Consider the following 21692-nt stretch of genomic DNA (forward strand, 5'->3'; position numbering starts at 1 on the left):
TAAAGAGCGGTTGGTTAAGATCTTTCGTCTCAACCGAGGCGCGCATTCTACAGCAGCCTCATTTGCTGTCAAGTGATTATTTTCAGAAGTTTTCGAAGATTTCTTCAACAACTTCAACCACTTGCGCCTCCGATCTCTCGTTAGCGGGAGGCGAATTGTACAGCGTTACACGCTGCTGTCAACACCTCTTTTTCTCCGCTTTCGAACGAGAAGATCGAAACGTTAATAGAGCCAAACAACCTTGCCCCATCAACTCCTTCTGGGCTTCGATAAACTGAAGCGATCCGCTGTCGAATTCTGCGCAACTCTTTGTTTACCAAGGAGTTTTCCGTTTCGACTGCGCCGGAAGTGGGGCGAATTATAGACTTCTGGAATCTGCCGTCAAGCGTTAATTTGATTTTTCTATCAACTGTCTGAAAAAGCACCTTACGTTATCTAAAAGCAGGCCCACACACTCTAAACTGAGCAATATATTGCTCAGCCATGTTCATTTGAGCATCATATAGGGCCTGCCTCCCGAACGTGACCCGGACCCATTACTAATGACCTCCTCTTCTCGCAGCCTGGTATCGACATTCTTTCCCGTCGGCCTGCTGTTGATCGCCATGGCGTCCATTCAAACCGGCGCCTCATTGGCCAAAAGTATGTTTCCTATCGTCGGTGCACAAGGAACAACGACCGTACGTTTGATTTTCGCCAGCGTGATCATGCTGCTTCTACTGCGCCCATGGCGCGCAAGGCTGACAGCCAAATCGCTGCGTACTGTAATCATCTACGGGATGGCCCTGGGCGGAATGAACTTCCTCTTTTATATGTCACTGCGCAGCGTCCCACTGGGTGTCGCCGTAGCGCTTGAATTCACCGGCCCGCTTGCCGTCGCCATCTATACCTCGCGCCGAGCGGTCGATTTCCTGTGGATAGCCCTCGCGATCGTCGGGCTGGTGCTCTTGATTCCTTTGGGTGAAGCCAGCCACGGAATTGATTTGCTCGGCGCCGGCTATGCCCTGGGCGCGGGGATCTGCTGGGCACTCTATATCCTGTTCGGGCAGAAGGCGGGGAACGATAATGGCGTCCAAACCGCTGCTCTGGGGGTGTTGATCGCCGCACTGTTCGTGGCACCTATCGGCATTGTCCACGCAGGCACCGCCCTTCTGACGCCAGCGCTGATCCCGATTGGCATTGGAGTGGCCATTCTCTCCACCGCCCTGCCCTACACACTTGAGATGATTGCGCTCACGCGCCTGCCCGCCCGCACCTTCGGCACGCTCATGAGTATCGAGCCGGCTTTCGGCGCGCTGTCCGGGCTGTTTTTCCTTCAGGAGCACTTATCCATAGCGCAGTGGATGGCCATCACCTGCATCATTCTGGCATCCATCGGAGCCACATTGACCATGCGTAAGGAGTCCAAACCGCTGGTCCCGGCGGATTAAGTCATCAACGCATGTAGATCTGGTATTTGCAGCGCATTTAGGCCATGTTTAGCCAGCAAACCAATCGCATTCATGGAGTTTTTCGACAAGGACAGCACGAACGCTACGCTCGAGAGCGAATAGAGCCGACTTCAAACATTGCGAAGCGGCTATTTAAGGATGGGAATGAAACGAATTTTGATACTGTTGATGGTCGTAGCGATTGCTGGCTGTGCGGCGACCACAAAAACAGAAGTGAAAAGAGGCAAAAAAGGACTGCACATCAACTGCTCCGGCCTGTCCTCCTCCTGGGATCAGTGCTACACCAGCGCAACCCATTCCTGCGGCACCAAGGGCTACCGGGTCATCGCGAAGTCCGGTGACAATTCCGAAGAGCCAGGTGACTACCCTTTCGGCCTGAACCCTGCCGGCTATACCAGTCGCAGCATGATCGTGATTTGCAAGTAGTCGGGCTCAAAGCGTGCGTCGACTGCCTGGCCGACGCCCACTTGAAATGGCAATCATCAAATCGGTGTCGTACGCACCTGCAACCATTCAAGCCCCGCACCGCTGAGCAAAGGGCTCAAGCGCTCACGCACCTGTTCATGGTAAGCGTTGAGCCACGCGCGCTCATCCGCCGTCAACATGGAAGACTCCAGGCAACGGGTGTCGATTGGGCATAAGGTCAAGGTTTCGAACTTGAGGAACTCACCAAACTCAGTCCTGCCCGCCTCGCGATTCAACGCCAGGTTTTCGATTCGCACACCCCAACGTCCAGGGCGGTAGGTGCCGGGTTCGATAGACGTGATCATTCCGGGTTGCATCGCAGTCTGCGGCGCAGGCGCGGCCTGATAGGCAATCACCTGCGGGCCTTCGTGCACGTTGAGGAAATAACCTACGCCGTGGCCCGTGCCATGTCCGTAATCCACGCCATCGGCCCAGATCGGCGCACGAGCGATCGCGTCCAGCAACGGCGACAAGATACCCTTGGGGAAATGCGCACGGGACAACGCAATCACCCCCTTGAGCACACGAGTGCAGTCACGCTTTTGCTCATCGCTCGGCATACCGACAGGCACCATCCGTGTAATGTCCGTAGTGCCGCCCAGATACTGGCCACCCGAATCGATCAGCAACAGGCCATCACCTTCGATAACCGCGTGCTCTTCTTCGGTGGCGTGGTAATGGGGCATAGCGCCATTGGCATTGAATGCCGCAATGGTGTTGAAACTCAGCGATACATAATCGGGACGACGCGCACGCGCAGCCGTCAGGCGCTCATCGATCGTCAGCTCGGTAATGCGCTCATGTCCCAGCGCACTGTCCAGCCAGGCGAAGAATTCGCACAACGCAGCGCCATCCTGCTCCATGGCCCGGCGGATATGCTCTGCATCGGCCAGGCTCTTGCGCGATTTAGCCAGTGTGGTCGGGTTAAGCCCTTCGATCAGCTTGACGCCGGCATTCAGGCTTTCCAGCAGACCGGCTGTCACGCGAGCCGGGTCAACCTGCACACTGGCGCCCGGCGGAACGCCACGTAGCGCGTTCGCTACCTCGTTGTAGTCACGTAGCGTCACGCCGTCCTGCTCAAGCGCAGCGCGCAACTCGGCGTCGACTTTACCCAATGCCACGAACAACGTGGCCTGTTGCTGATTGATCAATGCAAAAGACACAAACACCGGGTTGAACGACACGTCACCGCCACGCAGGTTGAACAACCAGGCGATGTCATCCAGCGTGGCGATGAAATGCCAATCGGCGCCGTTCTCTTTCAAACTGGCGCGCAGCGCAGCGAGCTTCTCGCCTCGGCTGACAGTCGCCTGTGGCGGAAGGTGCTGATAGATCGGCTGCTCGGGCAGGCTCGGGCGATCTTTCCAGACCTCATTGAGCAGGTCGATGTCGGTGCGCAGGCGCGCGCCACGCTCTGCCAGCCTGGCACTCAGGGTTCGCGCCGACGCGACCGCCATCACCGCGCCGTCCACCGCAACCACGCCGCCTTCAGGTGTCTGTTCGGCAAGCCAGTCCAAGGGGCCGGGCTGGCCCGGCTGCAACTTCACAAGCTCGATACCACTGCCCTTCAGTTCCTTGGTTGCCTGCTCCCAGTAACGGCTGTCGGCCCAAACACCGGCGAAGTCGGCGGTAACAACCAGCGTGCCCACCGAGCCATGGAATCCAGACAGCCATTGTCGCCCTTGCCAGTAACCCGGCAGGTACTCCGACAAATGCGGATCGGCCGACGGCACCAGCAGGGCATGAATGCCTTCGCGGCTCATCAGCTCACGGGTATGCGCCAGGCGCTGCGGAACCGTTCCATGGATCAAAGGCTGCGTGCTCATTGTGTCTCCTGCTAACCACGAATAATTGTTATGTGTTGCGACTGAAAACTCAGACCGCCCAGAACGCCGGTGCAGTGGCGAGTGCCGCCTTGATCAACTGAACCGCCTGGTCGATGTCCTGCTCGGTGGTAAACCGCCCCAGGCTCAAGCGAATGGTACGACCGGCGCTGCGGGCGTCATGGCCCAATGCCAGAAGTACATGGGACGGCGCATTGTTGGCCGAGTTGCAGGCCGACGTCGCGGAAAACGCGATGCCTGCACTCAACGCAGCCGAGTTGAATTCACCTTCGCCAAACGTAAGGCTCAGGGTGTGGGGGATACGTTCGGTGGGGCTGCCGTTGAGGCGCACGCCGGCTACGCCGTCCAACTGCTGGAGCAAACGCTGACGCAACGTCATCACCTTGGCGTTCTCCTCGACAAATGACTCGGACGCCAAGGCAAACGCCGCTCCCATGCCGGCAATCTGATGGGTCGCCAGAGTGCCGGAGCGCAAGCCGCCCTCATGCCCACCGCCGTGAATCTGTGCCGATACCTTCTGCTGCGCACGCGCCCCTACGTACAGCGCGCCGATGCCCTTGGGGCCATACAGCTTGTGCGCGGAAAACGACATCAGGTCCACCGGCCACTGCGCCAGGTCAATCGCGACCTTACCCGCCCCCTGCGCCGCATCCACATGCAGCAAGGCCCCTTGGTCACGCACGCGCGCGCCGATGGCGGGGATGTCGTTAAGGGTACCCAGTTCGTTATTCACCAGCATCAGCGACACCAGGAACGTGTCATCGCGCAATGCCTCGCTGACCGCCTCGACGCTGATCAAACCATCGGCGTCCGGCACCAGGTAGGTCACGGCCACGCCGGCCTCCTGCAGCTGCCGCGCGGTATCCAGGGTGGCCTTGTGTTCGATCTGGCTGGTGATGATGTGCCCACCCGCGATGCCACGCGCCTGGGCCACGCCCTTGATCGCGAGGTTGTTGGATTCAGTCGCACCGGAAGTCCAGACGATCTGCTCAGGCTGCGCTCCCACCAACTCGGCGACCTGACGTCGCGCCTGCTCGACCGTGTGCCTGGCCGCCTGGCCGAAGGCATGGGAGCTGGACGCCGGGTTACCGAAATTGGCATTGAAGCCCAGGCATTCGACCATCACCTGGATGACCCGCTCATCCACCGGTGTGGTGGCGGCGTAGTCGAAATACAACGGACGTTTAGTCATGACGTTCAAACACTCGCAGAGCAGGTTCCCGAGAGCAGTGTCTCAGGGGCATTGACCGGAACAAGGTCATCAGGTTTACCCGATCGGATGCCATTAAAGAAGGACCACTTTATTTAATTGTGCGTAGGAACGCTCCTGAAATTCAGCTTAACAGGCTGAAGCGGCCCCAAGGAAAACAAAAAGCCCGAGGATTCTTGAAGGAAACCTCGGGCTTTTTGCCGCCGAACGGGGGTCAACTGGGGCGCCCGTGCAACGTGATGCTGCGCTCGGCGTTCATTTCGCCCTGCCTATCAAAGCCGAAGGGTTTGGCCGGCTGGCCGTTCAACGCTGCGCGCTGGCGTTGGTATTCGTCAAAAGACAGTCCGCGACGACTCAACGATTCCAGCGCCAGTTGCTTGGTTTCTTCCGCTGAGTAAGGACGCAACTCAGGGGCAGGATGGTTCGCACAACCGGCGAGTACAGAGACGACAAGTAATAGGGAAACAGCAAGAAAACGGTGCATGGCGGCGGTCCTGAGAGAGAGGTTCAAGTCAATGAACACAGGCTACTCCCGCCCCTGCAGAGTGAAAAATCATCGTCCTTGATAGTTGCTATCAACCTTTCCGGCACCTTCGATAGCCATCACATATATTCCTTATTAATCTATAAATATAAAAATACAGTCATTTACGGAATAACAATGACCTTCTATAAATGCGCTCAACACGCCGAAACTGTTTGCTGCACAACTGTTGTCCAGGCAACAGCTCTTCAACAAAACAGCAGGCAGGCAACAGCCGCTTTGCAACGCTAAGCCCGCAGGCCCCGACAGCCCAGGCCTGCGGCTATTGGTACAGCTCTTGCTCAACCCGGTGCACACCCTGTTACGAACTCTGTTGAAAAAGGAACTGTGCATGACCCGCCCTCTGAACGTTGTCGCCCTCTCCGGGGGAGCCTGGCGCCCGTCTCGAACACGTGTACTGGCCCAAGCGCTGCTGAATGAACTGGCCACGCGATTGCCAATCCAGTCCACGCTGATCGAACTGGGCGACATCGCCCGGCCATTAGGCGCGGCCCTGTCGCGCGACGAGTTACCCGCCGAGATCGAAGCTCAACTGCTGAGTATCGAACAGGCCGATCTGCTGATCGTTGCCGCGCCGGTGTATCGCGGCTCTTACCCAGGCCTGCTCAAGCACCTGTTCGACCTGATAGGTCTCAACGCGCTGGTCAACACGCCGGTTCTGCTGGCGGCCACCGGCGGCAGCGAACGGCACGCGCTTGTGCTGGATCATCAGCTGCGTCCGCTGTTCAGCTTCTTCCAGGCACTGACCCTGCCCATCGGTGTGTACGCCACTGAAGCCGACTTTACCGACTACCAGATCACCAGCGAGCTACTGAAAGGCCGTATCCAACTGGCTGCCGAGCGCGCTGCGCCGCTGCTGGCCGTGCATGCGCCCTCACTGTTGAAAATTGCCTGAGGATAATGAGTCATGGATGTTTTCTGGTTCTTGCCCACCCACGGCGACGGTCATTACCTGGGCACCACTCAAGGTGCACGGCCGGTGACACTCAATTACCTCAAGCAGGTCGCCCAGGCCGCTGACAGCCTGGGTTACCACGGCGTGCTGATTCCCACCGGGCGCTCGTGCGAAGATTCCTGGGTAATCGCCTCGGCGCTGGTGCCATTGACCGAGCGCCTGCGCTACCTGGTAGCGATTCGCCCAGGCATCATCTCGCCCACGGTATCTGCACGGATGGCGGCGACCTTGGATCGCCTGTCCAACGGGCGCTTGCTGATCAACGTGGTCACCGGTGGCGATCCGGATGAAAACCGCGGCGACGGCAGCTTTCTCGACCATGCCGAACGCTACGAAGTCTCTGACGAATTCCTCAGAATCTGGCGTCGCGTCCTTCAGGGCGAATCCGTGGACTTCAAAGGCAAGCACCTGCACGTACAGAACGCCAAGGCCCTTTACCCACCGGTGCAGAAGCCCTATCCGCCGCTGTACTTCGGCGGCTCCTCGGACGCGGCCCATGACTTGGCCGCCGAGCAGGTCGACGTGTACCTGACCTGGGGCGAACCGCCTGCCGCCGTCGCGGAAAAACTCGCCGATGTGCGTGAACGCGCCGCTCGCCACGGGCGCACCGTGAAGTTCGGCATCCGCCTGCATGTAATCGTGCGCGAGACCGAAGAAGACGCCTGGAAAGCCGCCGACAAATTGATCGAGCACATCAGCGACGAGACCATCGCCGCCGCGCAAAAATCCTTTTCGCGCTTTGACTCCGAAGGCCAGCGACGCATGGCCGCCCTGCATGCCGGTCGCCGCGACAACCTGGAAATCGCTCCCAACCTGTGGGCCGGCGTCGGCCTGGTGCGCGGCGGCGCCGGAACTGCCCTGGTGGGCAACCCACAGCAAGTGGCCGAGCGCATCAAGGAGTACGCGGACCTGGGCATCGAGAGTTTCATCTTTTCCGGCTACCCCCATTTGGAAGAGGCGTATCGCTTTGCCGAACAGGTATTTCCATTGCTGCCCGAGCCCTACGCCAGCCTGGCCGGGCGTGGCATCACCAACCTCACCGGCCCGTTCGGCGAAATGATTGCCAACGATGTATTGCCCGCGAAGCACTGATCGACGCAGCGGTGGGAGCGGCGCCGGCCATTCCCACCTCGATAAAGAGGAATACCCGTGACAGCTAAACCTCACAGCGTCCCGCCATCACCGTTGCAGACCGCCAAACTGCTGGCCGCCGAATTCGCTCTCACTGCGGTTAAGCGCGACGAACACGGTGGCACGCCCAAAACCGAACGTGATGCCCTGCGCCAGAGCGGCCTGCTGGCACTCAGCATCCCTGCGCAATACGGTGGGCTGGGAGCAACGTGGAGCACCACAATGGCGGTCGTGCGCGAATTCGCCAAGGTCGACAGTTCCATCGCCCACGTCTTCGGCTTCCACCACCTGATGCTCGCCACCGTGCGCCTGTTTTCACGGCCGGACCAATGGCAGCCGTGGTTCGAACAGACCGCACGCAAGAACTGGTTCTGGGGCAACGCCCTCAACCCGCTGGACACCCGCACCGTGGTAAAGGATTTCGGCGGCTGGCGAGAGTTTTCCGGTAAGAAAAGTTTCTGCTCCGGAGCCAGCGATTCCCAAATGCTGATCGCCTCCGCAGTGGACGAGAACGCTGGCGGCAAATTGCTGATTGCCGCCATCCCCAGCGGCCGCAGCGGCATTACTTTGCACAATGATTGGAACAACATCGGCCAGCGCCAGACCGACAGCGGCAGCGCGAGCTTCGAACGGGTACGTGTGGAGGAATCGGAATTGCTGCTCGACCCGGGCCCACTGAGTACCCCTTTTGCCTGCCTGCGGCCGCTGATTGCGCAGTTGACCTTTACCCATATGTTTCTCGGCATTGCAGAAGGCGCCTTTGCAGAGGCACGCCACTACACCCTCACCGAGAGCCGCCCGTGGCACAAGTCCGGCGCCCAAGGCGTAGACCAGGACCCTTACGTGCTGCATCACTACGGCGAGTTCTGGGTGGCGCTCGAAAGCGTACGCCTGCTGGTCGAACGCGCCGCCGATTTACTGGATGAGGCCTGGGCCAAAGGACCGGCCTTGGGTGAAAAGCAACGGGGTCAATTAGCGATTGCCATTGCCACCGCCAAAGTCGCCGCCACTCGCCAAGGCCTGGATTTGTGCAGTCGTCTGTTCGAAGTCACCGGCGCGCGGTCCACCCACGCATCGCTGCGCCTGGACCGACACTGGCGCAACCTGCGCACGCAAACCCTGCACGACCCGGTGGACTACAAGCTCCACGAACTGGGGGACTGGGCGTTGAACCAGTCCCTGCCGACTCCAACGTTCTACTCCTGAGAGGTGCCTCATGCAGCTTCTGACACTACCGCCCTCACCGGCCCTGGCGACCTCCATCCGGGCCACCGCGCAGGTCTTTGAAGACCCCAAGTCCCAGGCCCTGCTCGACCATATCCAGCAAGTGGCGCCCAGCGAAGCCAGTGTGTTGATCATCGGCGAGACCGGCACCGGCAAAGAGCTGGTGGCCCGCCACATTCATAACCTCAGCGCGCGGCGTAATCGTCCGTTCGTGGCGGTGAACTGCGGGGCCTTCTCCGAATCCCTGGTGGAAGCGGAATTGTTCGGCCATGAGAAAGGCGCATTCACCGGCGCACTCAGCGCCAAGGCAGGCTGGTTTGAAGAAGCCGACGGCGGCACCCTGTTCCTGGACGAAATCGGTGATCTGCCCATGGCGATCCAGGTCAAATTGCTAAGGGTGCTGCAGGAGCGTGAAGTGGTGCGCCTGGGCTCTCGCAAAAGTATTGCGATTGATGTGCGCGTGCTGGCGGCGACCAATGTGCAATTGGAAAAGGCCATCAACGCCGGGCATTTTCGCGAAGATCTCTACTATCGCCTCGACGTGGTCAGCCTCGAACTCAGCCCGCTGCGCGAACGCCCAGGCGATATCCTCCCGCTGGTTCGCCACTTTATCGAAGCCTACAGCCAACGCCTGGGCTACGGCCCGATCGCCATCAGCCGTGAAGCGGAACTCAAGCTCAAAAGCTACAGCTGGCCGGGCAATATTCGCGAGCTGGAAAACGTGATCCACCACACCCTGCTGATCTGCCGCGACGGCGTGATCGAGCGCGATGACCTGCGCCTCTCAAACCTGCGTATCGAGCGCCAGGACGACCCGGGGCACGTTGCCGATAACAGTGCCGAAGCCCTGCTGGAGCGAGCCTTCCAGAAGCTGTTCGAAGAACAGGCCGGCGCCCTGCATGAAAAAGTCGAAGACACCCTGCTGCGCGCCGCGTACCGGTTCAGTCATTACAACCAGGTGCACACCGCCAATCTGTTGGGGCTGAGCCGTAATGTGACACGCACCCGCCTGATCAAGATCGGCGAACTGGCGGTTAACAAACGCCGGCCTGGGGAAACCCTTCAAGGCGAGCGAATGCTGCATCTATCCATTTAGTCGACAGCGCCACGCGCAGTGACTGGCTCGACACCCAATCCCCCTCGTCGGAAGCGCCATAGCCTTGATTGACGTCGCCTATAGTGAAAAAACCGGTCATTCCGGTTTTATCCACTCGCCAATCAAGGAGAACGCTATGAGCGTCAACCCAATACCCGAGGGCTACCAGAGCATCACGCCCTATCTGGGCATCGACAAGGCCGCCGAAGCCATCGAGTTCTACAAGAAAGCGTTCAACGCCACACAGATCATGCGCCTGGATATGCCCGACGGCCGGGTCGGCCATGCGGAACTGCGCATGGGTGGTTCAGCGATCATGCTGGGTTCGCCCTGCGATGAAGCGGCCCTGCGCAATCCAGACGAACACGCCAGTGTCGGCCTGCATCTCTATGTCCAAAACGTGGACGAGCAATTCAAGCAAGCCGTTACCGCCGGCGCGAAGGTCGTGTCCGAGCCGCAAGACCAGTTCTACGGCGATCGCAGCGCCACCGTGAAAGATCCGTACGGCCACCTCTGGTTCCTGGCGACCCGCAAGGAAGACCTGACTCCTGAGCAAATCCACCAGCGCGCCGAAGAGCTGTTCAGGCAGGGATGAAGGTCGGCTATCGGTTTTATACCCGCGCAGTTCATGGGGGGGTCGACTCGACCTGCCGTGCCGCGCGGGCGCCTATCCACACAGTCATGACCAGCAGCGCGCTCAGCGGCAGCCCATGGAACAGAATAATCACTTGGGAGGGTGTCCACGTCAGGTAGAACGGCCCCACCACCAGCATCCCCACGCCGAAACCGGCCATTTGAATCAGCGTCAATAAACTGAAGAGCGGCAGGCGCAGCCGATCGGGTTCACTTTGTGCACGGGACACCAGGGCCACCTCCGATATCCCGTCCCCGAGCCCGGCCCACACCACCAGCAGCAGCGCCAGCCACAACTGGGTCTGCTGAAACGTCAGGATAAAGCCGCTGGACATCAGCGCCACACCCAGCATGAACAGGCGCTCCATGGCGTGCAGACCGCGACCTTTCAACACCGCGCTGGCCAGCCGTGCGCCGACGAACTTACCGCAGGCCCAGACCGCCAGCAGATAACCCATGACGGTTTTCGCAGTATCCGGCGAAATGTATTGAGACAGTACCGGCCAGCCCACGTTATGCGCGGCGCTGCCCAGGGTGTCGAGCATGCTGATCAGCAACATGGCCGCCAGCACAGGCGCGCCTCGCAGCCCTTTGGTCAATGCGTGCCACTCGGCAGCGAAGCTGCGATGCTCGGCCATGGCAACCGAATACAAGGCGCGTAATGGCAGGATCAGGCACGCGGCCACCCCGTAGGTGCCGATGTTGACCGCGAACACCGCTTCGAAACCGCCGGTGGCGATCAGCAACCCTGAAAGCAAACTGCCGAAGACCGCCCCCGTGGCGGCCGCAGACGTGATCCACGCGTTGGTGTCCACCCGCTGCTCAAGCGCCACCCACGTGGGCAGTTGACTGTTGAGGCCGATGGCAAACAGCGAATTGCACAAGCCGATGCCAAACGCGATGAAGGGCAGGACGCTCAACTGATGCGCGGGTATCAGCACCAGCAGCGGCACCAACAGCAGTGCCCGCGCCAGGTCCAGCCCGGCCAGCGTGCCGCGCCCGGCAAAGCGCCGAAAAAACGGGATACCGAACAGACTGGCGACAATCCCGCCGGTCACCCGGCACGCCAGAAAAACACTGACAAACACCACGCTTTGGCTAAGCCAATAAACATAGGTGGATAACGCCACCATGTTGAGAAACGCACCGAAGTCCGAAACGCCGCGGGCAAAGACAATCAGCCGCGCGTTTCGGGTCGACAGGCCCTGCTGAACATCCTGGCTCATGAAGACGCGGCCTCATCATCAACGCTCTGGCGACGCAGGCTGACCAATAACACATCGCGCCAGGCTGGCGCGGATTGCGTCTGCGGTCGAACCTCAGCAGCGCGGTGGTAGAGACCACGGTCATTGATCACGATAGTTTCCAGGAAATGCGCCATTGGCAGGCTGAACACCTGGCTCTGTTCTGTCTCATGGGTAAAAATCTCCGAGACCACCGGCACCGTGTTGCATTCGCCGATGAAGTGCATGAACACCCAGTCCAGGCCGTCCTGATGAATGCCTGACGTCGTGGGGCTGCTTGAGTACGCCTCCGCCCTGATCCGGAACTGGTGGATATCGATGGTGTACGCCTGCTCATCCAGGCACGGGCCAATGATCGCAAGGTCGGTGGCCAACACTTTACGCATCAGCGGATGCTCGATAAAGCCATCCTCGCAATAGCTCAAATGGTTCACGCCCTGGCGGTAGTTGACGGCGTAAGTGACGGTGGACGTGTACGCGGCGTTCCGGTCGATCTGCAATTGACGCCCAGGCGATAAACGATAGCGCAGGATGCGACGTTCGCGATGCGTGTATTCCTTGAACGCCTCGTCCCGGACCAGGTTTGCCCAGTAAGCACAAAAGCTCTGCACTTCGCCTGGCCCAGCCGCAACCAACGCGGCAAAGTCGCGGTAATGACAATACCGCTGCTCAAGCAAGCGCGCTGAAATCTGCTGGGTATTCACGCTTCTATCCTTCAGCAGGGCGATCAATGATCACGCGCAGGTTGTGCACGAGGGCTTCGTGCAGGGCATAGGCATGGGCGGCATCGTCGACCTGGGCCCAGCACTTGAGCAGATAGTGCTCTTCGATATCCGCGTCAATGGTATTGCCGGGGTCCTGCTGCGCGTACTCCAGCACCGAGGGGTGTCGATCCAGATACGCCGAACCTTCGATGCCCCTGAATTGGCCGCTGTGCTGCGGATAAATCGCCAGCATTGCGTAGTGTTGCCGGGCCTCGAGGACCTTGCGCGCGCCTGCCTCCAGTTTTGCGTCAAGCGTTTGGTCGCCCAGCAGCAACGAAAGATACAGTTCAAAGGGGTTGATCGCAGCCAGGTCACGGAACGCCGCGCTCACATACAGGCCTCCCACGCGGGGGTTGATCTCTATCACCACCGGGCCCTCGGCGGTCATTCGGAATTCGAAATGCACCACGGCGTTGGTCAGGCCGACCACCTTCAGGCAATCCACCGCATAAGCACGGATCTGCTCGCATTGGGCTTGGGTGAACGACGTCGGCGGCGAAATCAACAGGTTCTCAAGCACAGTGCCACTGCGCTCGGTGAGCAGCAGTTTCTCGTTGATCAGCACCGCGTGGGCGCGCTCGCCGAGCATCACACATTCCACACTGCCTTCGATGCCGGGTATATAGCCTTCTAAAAGAACACTGCGACCCGGATGATACTCATGCCTCTGACCGTCCTCTTCCGGCAACGCGTGGGCACAACCATAGAAATCCGCGTAGGCAGCCGCGCCGTGTTGCTCGACGAAATGCCGGTAATGGTCCTGCAGCTCAGTCCAATTCGAACATTTCCTGATAAACGCCGACGCACCGCCGAAGGGCGGTTTGGCAATGAGCGGATACCCGACCCGCTCGGCACCTTCGCGAAGTTCTCGCTCGTCCTGGCACAGGGCGAACGGCACGGAGCGAAGCCCTTGCTTTTTCAGCATTCGGCGCATCAGGAACTTGTTATTACACGCGCTGATGGCATCCGGCTGGCTATGCACCAGCCCGAGCCGCCGACACGCCTGCGCGACGATACGACCTACTTCGCCTTGGGCGGACGGATGACCGGCCTGGCAGAAAATCGCCAGAATGCGATAACGCCCATCCAGTTCGCCGACCAGTTCCAGAATGCTCAGCTCGCTCAGTGCGTCCAGCAGGAACACTTCGTCGCTGTCATCCAGCAGCCGCTGCAGGTGTCTGCGCCCCGCCACGCCGGCGGTCAGACACCGCAGCCCTCGGGCGCGAGCAACGGCGAAGTGCGGCTCACGGTAGTGATAGCGAACAGAAGCGCTGTCATCGACATCAATAAATAAAATAGCGTCTTGATTCATGATGGGTGCGACCTTGTTCCGTAAGTTAATCAGGCATCCTGCCAACGGCACCAATGGCCCTCCCAGTTGCGAAAACAGTAATAACGCTGCCCGCCAACCACGTCGAAGTATGGCAGGTCTTCAGTTTTTTCCAGGTCCAACAAAGGCACCGTGAACTTGCCTTGAGCGTGCGGCAGCACATATTCGGGCAGGGCAATATTGGATACGCGCCGCTTGAGTCGATTCATAATATCGATAGCGTGAGGGATTGAAGCTTTATATTGCGAAGCCCCCGGCGAAAACGGCATGAAATGATATAAGTAATACGGTTTCACACCCAGGCGATAAAGATCGATAAACAGTTTATGCAGCGTCGCCTCGTCATCATTTACACCGCGTAATAGCGGCATATTGGAAAAGACAATCGGCACTGCACTTTGAATACGCTTGACCGCGGCGGCAAATTCAGTACTGAGTTCCAAGGGATGGCAAACATGCACGCCGAATGCATTGACGTTGTACTTTTCCAGCATCGCCACCAAGGCATCAGTGACCCGGAACGGATTAAAACTCAAGGCGCGCGAGTGTATGCGTATCAGCAGTTCGTCGCTGATGCCACGCAGCGCCGCCAAATTCTCTTCAAGCTTTCGATCAGCCAGCATCAGGGGGTCGCCACCGCTGAGGATCACTTCTTCAATCGCCGGGTTCGCGCGGATATAGGCCAGGGATTCCTTGAAGGAGTCCGTGCTGGCGTTGGCTTTGGCGGTATCCACCTGCAGCGTGCGCAGCGCTTCGAAGCAAAACTGGCAATAGGCATTGCAGGTGTTCGTCATGCGCAGGATGACGCGATTATCGTACTTGTGCTGGCAAATAGGCGTCTTCATCTCGTGACTCAACTCCCAGTTCTCGGAAGTACCGTCATAATCGCCGCTGACCTGCTCACTCCAATACGGCACGACTTGCCGCCACAAGGGATGGTCCATGACCTCGCCGCCGGTCAGTGAACGATTGATCAGATCAACGTAATAAGGCGTGATCTGCATCTTGCGATCTTGCAAGTTATGCTCGATATGCGCAGAGGTTTCTTCACTCCAGCCACCGCACGCAACACGAAGCGAATATTCATCGCGAATGGCGTTCTTTTGCTGCCAGCGCCAGTCTTGCCACTGCACCGAACTATTGATTGAGCGATCGAAAATAGACATCCGTGCTGTCTCTCTGTTTTAACTTGAGTGCGCGCCGTTCTTGAATAGTAATTCGTTGACTCATGACAATACCGGCGCCAGGCAACGGCGACATGAGATCAACTTATTAACGTGTTTATCAATAACAAAGAAGTGATGCGCGCGGGCTGCTTTCCAGCAGATAGGTTGGGGACTTAACCATCTCATTACATCCTTTTAATAAGCGTTTGACTTCCAAGTCCGCCTACACTTAAGACGATGGTTTGGCCGATGTCAAAAAAATACCCATCTTTTTTTCAGGGATTAACCCCTGGCGGCCGTAAGGCCTCCATCGCTCAGGCCAGCCTGCCGACCCCCAACGTACGGTTGATCCAAGGCAAAGCGCAGCCCTGAAACATTTTCTTTCATTTGCGCCTTAGGGATTTCTCATTCTCATCCGTCTTAATTTAGATACAGCCTGTCGCGTCAGCAAAAGCTACGACCGGCCTTTTCCGGGCGCCCATCGCCCTTCCGATCAAGACCCTCATTCACATGTCGAAGAAGTCACGCTCCAAACTCTGGTTTCTCGTACACAGCTGGCTGGCCTTGCCCATCTGGTTCTTCGTACTGATCGTCTGCGTCACCGGCACCCTGGCGGTGGTCAGCCAGGAAATCGTCTGGCTGGCCAACCCCGAGATCCGCGCCAGCAAACCGTCCGATGACGCTGAACCGCTGGGCTTCGACCAGGTAATTGCCGCCATCAAGCGCGACGATCCCCAAGTGATCGTGCGCTCCATCATCCGCCCCGATGAGTCGCACTTCGCCTTGAGCGTCGGCCTCAGCTACCCCGACGGTCGCTCGGTAGAGGCCTATGCCAACCCTTATACCGGCGCAATCCAGGGCATCAGCCCGGCATTCGATTTCCAGCAATTTACCCGTGCGTTGCACGGTTGGTGGCTGGTGCCGTTTACCAATGGCTACAGCTGGGGCTGGTATCTGGTTTCATTCCTCGGCTTGCCGCTGCTGGCATCGCTGGTCACCGGCCTGGTGGTGTACAAGCGCTTCTGGAAAGGCTTCCTACGCCCTACCCTGCGTATTCGCCATGGGGCGCGAATCTTCTGGGGCGACTTCCACAGGCTGAGCGGTATCTGGTCGATCTGGTTCATCGCGGTCATCTCCATCACCGGCACCTGGTTCCTGATTCAGGCTTTCCTGGGGGACAACCAGATCTCCATCTCCAGCGAGCCCATCGTGCCGGTGATTGCCCGCGATAAAGTGCCGACCTCGGCCGCCGGCGTTCCGGCACCGACGATCCCCCTGGACGACGCCATCAAGATCGCCACCCAGCGCATTCCGGGGCTGGAGGCCAGCTTCGTGTTCCTGCCGCTCAACGCCTACAGCCACCTGCAGATCGGTGGCCGGGGCTGGTACCCGCTGATGTTCCAGACCGCGCAACTGAACCCCTATGACGGAGATATCGCGGTCTCGCACCTGCTCTCCGACCGCACGCCCCTGGAGTTCGTCACCGAATCCATGCGCCCGCTGCACACCGGTGACTTCGGTGGCCTATGGATCAAGTTGATCTGGGCGTTTTTCGGCCTCGTACTGAGCATGATGGTGCTGAGCGGCCTGCTGATCTGGACCAAACGCACCGCCCTGGCCACCGCCAATGCCCTCAAGCGCAGCCACAAAGTACAGCGTCAGGCTGCATCGATTCCCGTTATGCAGGCTGAAACCCAGGAGGCCAATCCATGAGCAAAGTCGCTGCCGCACCGTCGCCGCTGCGGACTTTCTGGCTGAAATGGCGTTTTCACCTCAACCTCCTGCTGGTCCTGGTGCCTCTGGGCTTCATGCCCAGGTATTTCGCCGACGCCGCACTGTTTCGTGGAGACACCGGCATCGGCGAACGGGTGGCCGGCGACGTGCAGGTCGGCCCCTGGAGCCTGACCCTCGCCGAATTCCGCAACGAGGGCCCGAGCCCCGATCCCGCCGGGCCGATGAAATTCTTCAACGCCGCCCTGTGCGCCGCCTGTGCCGACCAGGTCAAGGCCACTTACCTGCGCATCGGCAAACCCCGCAGCCTGCGCGCCGCCGGGGTGATCTTCTTTGGTACCCCCTATCGCATGGGTGCCGGCCTGCCGGTGCCTGCGCGCACGCCGCCCGACGCCGAACTGTGGATCACCATGGAAGGCTGGGACGGCACGATGCACCAGGGTTCCATCCCGCTCAGCCAGGCCTCGCCCGCCACCATTGCCTGGCTGAACAAGCAAGGAGTCAAACCATGACCTCAATCCTGCGCGCCTTTACCGCGCTGCTATGTGTGGGCTTCAGTGCTACCGCGCTGGCCCATAACCCGATGTGCGAATGCAAGGAAATACCCGGCGAGCAAATTCAGTGCAAAGGCGGTTTCTCCGATGGCAGCGGCGCTCCCGGCGTGACCCTGGACGTGATCGGCTACGACGAGACCGTCCTGATGCCCGGCAAGCTCGGCGCCGATTCGACCCTGACCTTCAAGAAGCCTTCGGCCGAGTTCTACGTGTTGTTCGATGCCGGCCCCGGCCATGTGGTGGAAATCGACCAAGCGGATATCCAGCCCCAATGAGTACGACACAGGTTGTACGCCCCGCCGGTGCCGGACACGAAACTCTGTATGTGCTGCTGTTGTGCCTGATCATCCTGGCGGTCGCCGGGACGGTGGTGGCACTGCACGGCGAACCCCAGCAGGTTGCGGCCCTGCCCAGCCATCAATTGGACGCGCGACGCGACCTGAGCGCCGCCGAGCAAGGCATCTACGCCGACCTGCGCGTGACCCTGGATGAAATCCACCTGCTGCAACAGGAGCAGAGCGCCCTGCCGACGCCCGAGCAACTGGCCGAGGAAGGCTTCGCGCCGTTCGCTCAGGATGCCAGCTCGGTCAGCCGCGGCGATCACCGCTGGCAGTTGCTGGCACCAGCCGCTTACCTGGGGTTGAGCCAAGTGCCAAGCGTGAGCGGCTCATTGCTGATGCGCGTGCAAGGCAGCGAGCCGGATATCTGGCTCAACCGCACCCAAGACCTTGGCGCCCCTTCCGACCTCACTGACCAGGCGCTGATCGCAGCCGGCTGGCAGCAGGTGGTCGCGCAATTCGATGCCGGCGTGACCCGCCAGCACCGCCACTGAACGAGAAGACCGATTGCCCATGCCTATTTCACCTCCCCTGTTGCGTTCGTTGCTGGTTGGACTACTCAGCCTGGTACTCGCCCCCTTCGCCCACGCCGATGGGGCAAAGCGTCTGCGCATCGGCATCACGCTGCATCCTTATTACAGCTACGTAGCCAATATTGTCGGCGACAAGGCCGAAGTGGTGCCGCTGATTCCGGCCGGCTTCAACCCGCACGCCTACGAGCCCCGCGCCGAAGACATCAAGCGCATCGGCACCCTTGATGTGATCGTGCTCAATGGCGTCGGCCATGACGATTTCGCCGACCGCATGATCGCCACCAGCGAACGCCCGGACATCCCGGTGATCGAGGCCAACGCCAACGTGCCGCTGCTGGCCGCCACCGGCAATGCCGCGCGCGGTGCGGGCAAAGTGGTCAACCCGCATACGTTCCTGTCGATCAGCGCGTCGATTGCCCAGGTCAACAACATTGCCCGCGAGCTGGGCAAGCTCGACCCCGACAACGCCAGGACCTACACCCAGAACGCCCGCGCCTACGGCAAGCGCCTGCGCCAGATGCGCGCCGACGCCCTGGCCAAGCTCACCCGCGCGCCCAACCCCGACCTGCGCGTCGCCACCGTGCACGCGGCCTACGACTACCTGCTGCGTGAATTCGGCCTGGAGGTCACCGCAGTGGTCGAGCCGGCCCACGGCATCGAACCCAGCCCCAGCCAGTTGAAGAAAACCATCGATGAACTGCGCGCCCTGGATGTGAAGGTGATTTTTTCGGAGATGGATTTCCCGTCCACTTATGTCGATACCATCCAGCGCGAATCAGGGGTCAAGCTGTACCCGCTGTCGCATATTTCCTACGGCGAATACAGCGCTGAGAAGTACGAAGTGGAAATGACCGGCAACCTCAACACTGTCGTCCGGGCCATCCAGGAGTCGGGCGCATGACCGCCGCAGAACAGCTGAAAGTCGCCAGCATCGGGCCGACCCTGGACTTCGACAAGGTGTCGCTGACCCTGGGCCGCACCGCAATCCTGGCCGACGTGAGTTTCCAGGTACAGCCGGGCAGCATCCACGCCCTGGTCGGCCCCAACGGCGGCGGTAAAAGCTCGCTGATCAAGACCCTCCTGGGGCAGACCCCACATCAGGGGCGCTTGAGCCTGGCGTGGCCGGCTTCGCCCGGCGCCGTCGGCTATGTACCGCAGGCGTTAGAGTTCGACCGAGGCTTGCCGATGACCGTGGATGATTTCATGGCTGCGATGTGTCAGCGGCGCCCGGCGTTTCTGGGCCTGTCCCGGCACTACGCGGCCGCCATCGGCGAAGCGCTGGAGCGGGTCGGCATGCAGGACAAGCGCAAGCGCCGCATGGGCGCGCTGTCCGGCGGCGAGCGCCAGCGCGTGCTGCTGGCCCAAGGCCTGATTCCGGCCCCGCACCTGCTGGTGCTGGATGAACCGATGTCGGCCCTTGATGAAGCCGGCATCCAGGTGTTCGAGCGCCTTCTCAATGACTGGCGCCTGGCCGGCATTACCGTACTGTGGATCGAACACGATCTGGAAGCGGTCGGCCGCCTGGCCGATCGAGTGACCGGCCTTAACCGCCGCGTACTGTTCGATGCCACGCCCAAGGAAGCCCTGACTCCGGACCGCCTGCTGACCCTGTTTTCTACTCATCCTCGGAGCACGGCACCATGAGTTATGAAGCCTTTCGCCTGATGGTCCAGGGCTGGGCCTCTTCCGGGTACCTGCCGGAAGCCTTGGCCTACGGGTTTGTGGTCAATGCGCTGCTCGCGGGTCTGTTGATCGGTCCGGTACTGGGTGGGCTGGGTACGCTGGTGGTGGTCAAGCGCTTTGCGTTTTTTTCTGAAGCGGTCGGCCACGCCGCGCTGACCGGCGTAGCGGTGGGCATCCTGCTCGGCGAGCCCTATACCGGACCGTACGGCAGCCTGTTCGGCTACTGCCTGCTGTTCGGCATCCTGCTCAACTACCTGCGCAACCGCACCGGGCTGGCACCCGACACCTTGATCGGCGTGTTTCTCTCGGTGTCCCTGGCGCTGGGCGCGAGCCTGTTGTTGATCCTGGCGGGCAAGATCAACGTGCACATTCTGGAAAACGTACTGTTCGGCTCGGTGCTGACGGTCAACGGCAACGACCTGCTGGTGCTGGCGATTGTCGGCACGCTGGTGATGGCCCTGGCGCTGCCGCTGTACAACCGCATCATGCTCGCCAGTTTCAACCCGCAGCTGGCGGCGGTGCGCGGCGTAGCGGTAAAGACCCTGGATTATCTGTTCGTGATCCTGGTGACATTGATCACAGTGGCCGCGGTCAAGGTCATCGGCGCGATCCTCGTGGGGGCGCTGCTGGTGATTCCGGCGGCGGCGGCGCGCCTGCTGAGCCAGTCGCTCAAAGGGTTCTTCTGGGTCTCGGTGGTGATCGCCACGGTCAGCACCCTCTGCGGGATTCTGCTGCCGATCCTATTCGACCTGCCCATCCCCTCCGGTGCCGCGATCATCCTCGTCGCCGGTATCGCCTTCGCCTGCGCCGCCATTGCGCGTGGCGTCGTCCCCAGTCTGAAAGGGAATCTTGGATAATGCGCTTCGCTCTACGCCCGCTGACCCTGGCCTTTGCCTGCCTGATCGCCGCACCGCTGATGGCGGTCGAATCGGTAAAACCTGCGGTGCATGCCGCCAAACCCGTGAAAGTGCTGGCCTCGCTGCCCATCACCTATGGCTTGGCGGACGTGTTGCTCAAAGGCACCGACGTGCAACTGGAACGCGCCGCGCCGGCCAACCTGCCCGGCTCGCGGCAGGTGGCGTATTTCACGGGGCGTGGCGCGCCGGCGCTCAGCGCCTTGGCCCAGGGCGCCGACGCAGCCATCGGCCTGCGCTCGCTGTGGCCGGATGACCCGCTCTATCCGGTGGCGCGCCGCAGTAATATCCGCATCGTCGAAGTGGACGCCGCGCGCCCGGTCGACGGCGGTTTGCCGGGGATCGCCGTGCAACCCGGCGCGATCGACGGTTTGAATAGCCAGCCCTGGCAATCGAGCAACAACCTGGGCCGCATGGCCGATGTCATGGCCGCCGACTTGAGCCGCCTGGCACCGGATGCCAAAACCAGGATCGACGGCAACCTCGCAGCCCTCAAACAACGCCTGCTCAAACTCAGTGCCGACAGCGAGGCACGCCTAGCCAAGGCCGATAACCTGAGCGTGGTGAGCTTGAGTGATCATTTCGCGTATCTGATCAGCAGCCTGAACCTCGAAGCGCTCAGCACCGACGCCCGCCCCGATGCCGAGTGGACGCCCGATGCACTGGGCAAACTCACCGCCGAGCTGAAGGACAATGACGTCGCCGTGGTGCTGCATCATCGTCACCCAAGTGAGGCGGTAAAAGCCGCGGTGGCGGCAGGTGGTGCACGGCTTCTGGTACTCAACGTCGACGGCGCAGACCCGGTGGCGGAGCTGGAAAGCAACGTGGATCAGGTGATCAAAAGCCTGACGCCAAGTGGCTGAATGCCAACGGCCTTACTGA

At 60.3% G+C, this 21692-nt stretch carries 22 protein-coding genes; 15 read left to right on the forward strand and 7 right to left on the reverse strand.

Translation table 11 applies throughout. The features are described from left to right. Positions 1-542: 542 nt before the first annotated feature. Together rhtA and G7025_RS14595 are read left to right on the forward strand one after the other, a co-directional pair. Positions 543-1430: a threonine/homoserine exporter RhtA gene (gene rhtA / locus G7025_RS14590; RefSeq protein ID WP_181079882.1), complete on the forward strand. Its 888-nt coding sequence runs from the start codon at positions 543-545 to the stop codon at positions 1428-1430. 165 nt (positions 1431-1595) lie between these two features. Then, the gene (locus G7025_RS14595; RefSeq protein WP_181079883.1) at positions 1596-1877 is read left to right on the forward strand and encodes a hypothetical protein; all 282 of its coding nucleotides are present in this window, start codon (positions 1596-1598) and stop codon (positions 1875-1877) included. A 56-nt stretch (positions 1878-1933) separates the two neighbouring features. Here G7025_RS14595 and G7025_RS14600 read toward each other — a convergent pair whose 3' ends face one another. From G7025_RS14600 to G7025_RS14610, 3 genes are all read right to left on the reverse strand, one after another. After that, positions 1934-3742, reverse strand: coding sequence for an aminopeptidase P family protein (locus G7025_RS14600; protein ID WP_181079884.1), 1809 nt, complete (start codon positions 3740-3742; stop codon positions 1934-1936). A gap of 49 nt (positions 3743-3791) precedes the next feature. Then, on the reverse strand, positions 3792-4952 hold the full coding sequence (locus G7025_RS14605) for a cysteine desulfurase family protein (protein ID WP_181079885.1): 1161 nt from the start codon (positions 4950-4952) through the stop codon (positions 3792-3794). Positions 4953-5184: 232 nt separating this feature from the next. Further along, entirely contained in the window at positions 5185-5454 is a 270-nt protein-coding gene (locus G7025_RS14610) for a hypothetical protein (RefSeq protein ID WP_181079886.1), read from the reverse strand. A gap of 391 nt (positions 5455-5845) precedes the next feature. On the opposite strand from G7025_RS14610, the gene msuE reads away from it, so the two are divergent. The 5 genes from msuE to G7025_RS14635 all read left to right on the forward strand — a co-directional run bounded on the left by msuE (position 5846) and on the right by G7025_RS14635 (position 10515). Beyond that, positions 5846-6409, forward strand: a complete 564-nt coding sequence (msuE, locus tag G7025_RS14615) for an FMN reductase (protein ID WP_181079887.1) — start codon at positions 5846-5848, stop codon at positions 6407-6409. Between the two features lie 12 nt (positions 6410-6421). Next, positions 6422-7561, forward strand: a complete 1140-nt coding sequence (ssuD, locus tag G7025_RS14620) for an FMNH2-dependent alkanesulfonate monooxygenase (protein ID WP_181079888.1) — start codon at positions 6422-6424, stop codon at positions 7559-7561. 57 nt (positions 7562-7618) lie between these two features. Next, positions 7619-8806: an acyl-CoA dehydrogenase family protein gene (locus G7025_RS14625; protein WP_181079889.1), complete on the forward strand. Its 1188-nt coding sequence runs from the start codon at positions 7619-7621 to the stop codon at positions 8804-8806. 10 nt (positions 8807-8816) lie between these two features. Continuing rightward, positions 8817-9920 (forward strand): sigma-54 interaction domain-containing protein, encoded by a 1104-nt coding sequence (locus G7025_RS14630; protein WP_181079890.1) that lies wholly within the window; start codon positions 8817-8819, stop codon positions 9918-9920. Between the two features lie 136 nt (positions 9921-10056). Beyond that, positions 10057-10515, forward strand: coding sequence for a VOC family protein (locus G7025_RS14635; RefSeq protein ID WP_181079891.1), 459 nt, complete (start codon positions 10057-10059; stop codon positions 10513-10515). 31 nt (positions 10516-10546) lie between these two features. Here the strand turns inward: G7025_RS14635 and G7025_RS14640 are convergent, their stop codons facing one another. Genes G7025_RS14640 through G7025_RS14655 form a run of 4 tightly spaced genes read right to left on the reverse strand, consistent with a single transcriptional unit; the run spans position 10547 to position 15057 of the window. After that, entirely contained in the window at positions 10547-11779 is a 1233-nt protein-coding gene (locus G7025_RS14640) for an MFS transporter (protein ID WP_181079892.1), read from the reverse strand. Continuing rightward, positions 11776-12501, reverse strand: coding sequence for a 2OG-Fe dioxygenase family protein (locus G7025_RS14645; protein WP_181079893.1), 726 nt, complete (start codon positions 12499-12501; stop codon positions 11776-11778). Before G7025_RS14645 ends, G7025_RS14640 begins: the two co-directional genes overlap by 4 nt. Positions 12502-12505: 4 nt before the next feature. Beyond that, positions 12506-13873 carry an ATP-grasp domain-containing protein gene (locus G7025_RS14650; protein ID WP_181079894.1) on the reverse strand — a complete coding sequence of 456 codons (1368 nt, stop codon included), beginning with the start codon at positions 13871-13873 and terminating at the stop codon, positions 12506-12508. Between the two features lie 29 nt (positions 13874-13902). After that, positions 13903-15057: a KamA family radical SAM protein gene (locus tag G7025_RS14655; protein ID WP_181079895.1), complete on the reverse strand. Its 1155-nt coding sequence runs from the start codon at positions 15055-15057 to the stop codon at positions 13903-13905. Between the two features lie 510 nt (positions 15058-15567). On the opposite strand from G7025_RS14655, the gene G7025_RS14660 reads away from it, so the two are divergent. The 8 genes from G7025_RS14660 to G7025_RS14695 are packed head-to-tail and all read left to right on the forward strand — an operon-like array spanning position 15568 to position 21673. Next, entirely contained in the window at positions 15568-16770 is a 1203-nt protein-coding gene (locus tag G7025_RS14660; protein ID WP_181079896.1) for a PepSY-associated TM helix domain-containing protein, read from the forward strand. Then, positions 16767-17300, forward strand: a complete 534-nt coding sequence (locus G7025_RS14665; RefSeq protein WP_181079897.1) for a thiamine pyrophosphate-binding protein — start codon at positions 16767-16769, stop codon at positions 17298-17300. Before G7025_RS14660 ends, G7025_RS14665 begins: the two co-directional genes overlap by 4 nt. Next, positions 17297-17617: a hypothetical protein gene (locus G7025_RS14670; RefSeq protein WP_181079898.1), complete on the forward strand. Its 321-nt coding sequence runs from the start codon at positions 17297-17299 to the stop codon at positions 17615-17617. Before G7025_RS14665 ends, G7025_RS14670 begins: the two co-directional genes overlap by 4 nt. Then, positions 17614-18174, forward strand: a complete 561-nt coding sequence (locus G7025_RS14675; RefSeq protein ID WP_181079899.1) for a DUF6162 family protein — start codon at positions 17614-17616, stop codon at positions 18172-18174. Before G7025_RS14670 ends, G7025_RS14675 begins: the two co-directional genes overlap by 4 nt. A gap of 19 nt (positions 18175-18193) precedes the next feature. After that, a complete protein-coding gene (locus tag G7025_RS14680) occupies positions 18194-19114 on the forward strand; it encodes a metal ABC transporter substrate-binding protein (RefSeq protein ID WP_181079900.1) in 921 nt (306 codons plus the stop codon). Continuing rightward, positions 19111-19857, forward strand: a complete 747-nt coding sequence (locus G7025_RS14685; protein WP_181079901.1) for a metal ABC transporter ATP-binding protein — start codon at positions 19111-19113, stop codon at positions 19855-19857. The genes G7025_RS14680 and G7025_RS14685 overlap by 4 nt, the downstream gene beginning before the upstream one ends. Next, entirely contained in the window at positions 19854-20753 is a 900-nt protein-coding gene (locus G7025_RS14690; protein WP_181079902.1) for a metal ABC transporter permease, read from the forward strand. Before G7025_RS14685 ends, G7025_RS14690 begins: the two co-directional genes overlap by 4 nt. Beyond that, complete coding sequence (locus G7025_RS14695; protein ID WP_181079903.1) at positions 20753-21673, forward strand: metal ABC transporter solute-binding protein, Zn/Mn family; 921 nt, start codon at positions 20753-20755, stop codon at positions 21671-21673. Before G7025_RS14690 ends, G7025_RS14695 begins: the two co-directional genes overlap by 1 nt. The last annotated feature ends 19 nt before the right edge of the window (positions 21674-21692 follow it).

This window comes from Pseudomonas lurida, from assembly GCF_013522705.1.
GTDB classification, from domain to species: Bacteria; Pseudomonadota; Gammaproteobacteria; order Pseudomonadales; family Pseudomonadaceae; genus Aquipseudomonas; species Aquipseudomonas quebecensis.

What these genes read in the sequence shown, in the direction of transcription:
- rhtA (WP_181079882.1), top strand. Translation starts at nt 543, where the DNA reads ATGACCTCCTCTTCTCGCAGCCTGGTATCGACATTCTTTCCCGTCGGC.
- G7025_RS14595 (WP_181079883.1), top strand. Translation starts at nt 1,596, where the DNA reads ATGAAACGAATTTTGATACTGTTGATGGTCGTAGCGATTGCTGGCTGT.
- G7025_RS14600 (WP_181079884.1), bottom strand. Translation starts at nt 3,742, where the DNA reads ATGAGCACGCAGCCTTTGATCCATGGAACGGTTCCGCAGCGCCTGGCG.
- G7025_RS14605 (WP_181079885.1), bottom strand. Translation starts at nt 4,952, where the DNA reads ATGACTAAACGTCCGTTGTATTTCGACTACGCCGCCACCACACCGGTG.
- G7025_RS14610 (WP_181079886.1), bottom strand. Translation starts at nt 5,454, where the DNA reads ATGCACCGTTTTCTTGCTGTTTCCCTATTACTTGTCGTCTCTGTACTC.
- msuE (WP_181079887.1), top strand. Translation starts at nt 5,846, where the DNA reads ATGACCCGCCCTCTGAACGTTGTCGCCCTCTCCGGGGGAGCCTGGCGC.
- ssuD (WP_181079888.1), top strand. Translation starts at nt 6,422, where the DNA reads ATGGATGTTTTCTGGTTCTTGCCCACCCACGGCGACGGTCATTACCTG.
- G7025_RS14630 (WP_181079890.1), top strand. Translation starts at nt 8,817, where the DNA reads ATGCAGCTTCTGACACTACCGCCCTCACCGGCCCTGGCGACCTCCATC.
- G7025_RS14635 (WP_181079891.1), top strand. Translation starts at nt 10,057, where the DNA reads ATGAGCGTCAACCCAATACCCGAGGGCTACCAGAGCATCACGCCCTAT.
- G7025_RS14640 (WP_181079892.1), bottom strand. Translation starts at nt 11,779, where the DNA reads ATGAGCCAGGATGTTCAGCAGGGCCTGTCGACCCGAAACGCGCGGCTG.
- G7025_RS14650 (WP_181079894.1), bottom strand. Translation starts at nt 13,873, where the DNA reads ATGAATCAAGACGCTATTTTATTTATTGATGTCGATGACAGCGCTTCT.
- G7025_RS14655 (WP_181079895.1), bottom strand. Translation starts at nt 15,057, where the DNA reads ATGTCTATTTTCGATCGCTCAATCAATAGTTCGGTGCAGTGGCAAGAC.
- G7025_RS14660 (WP_181079896.1), top strand. Translation starts at nt 15,568, where the DNA reads ATGTCGAAGAAGTCACGCTCCAAACTCTGGTTTCTCGTACACAGCTGG.
- G7025_RS14665 (WP_181079897.1), top strand. Translation starts at nt 16,767, where the DNA reads ATGAGCAAAGTCGCTGCCGCACCGTCGCCGCTGCGGACTTTCTGGCTG.
- G7025_RS14670 (WP_181079898.1), top strand. Translation starts at nt 17,297, where the DNA reads ATGACCTCAATCCTGCGCGCCTTTACCGCGCTGCTATGTGTGGGCTTC.
- G7025_RS14675 (WP_181079899.1), top strand. Translation starts at nt 17,614, where the DNA reads ATGAGTACGACACAGGTTGTACGCCCCGCCGGTGCCGGACACGAAACT.
- G7025_RS14680 (WP_181079900.1), top strand. Translation starts at nt 18,194, where the DNA reads ATGCCTATTTCACCTCCCCTGTTGCGTTCGTTGCTGGTTGGACTACTC.
- G7025_RS14685 (WP_181079901.1), top strand. Translation starts at nt 19,111, where the DNA reads ATGACCGCCGCAGAACAGCTGAAAGTCGCCAGCATCGGGCCGACCCTG.
- G7025_RS14690 (WP_181079902.1), top strand. Translation starts at nt 19,854, where the DNA reads ATGAGTTATGAAGCCTTTCGCCTGATGGTCCAGGGCTGGGCCTCTTCC.
- G7025_RS14695 (WP_181079903.1), top strand. Translation starts at nt 20,753, where the DNA reads ATGCGCTTCGCTCTACGCCCGCTGACCCTGGCCTTTGCCTGCCTGATC.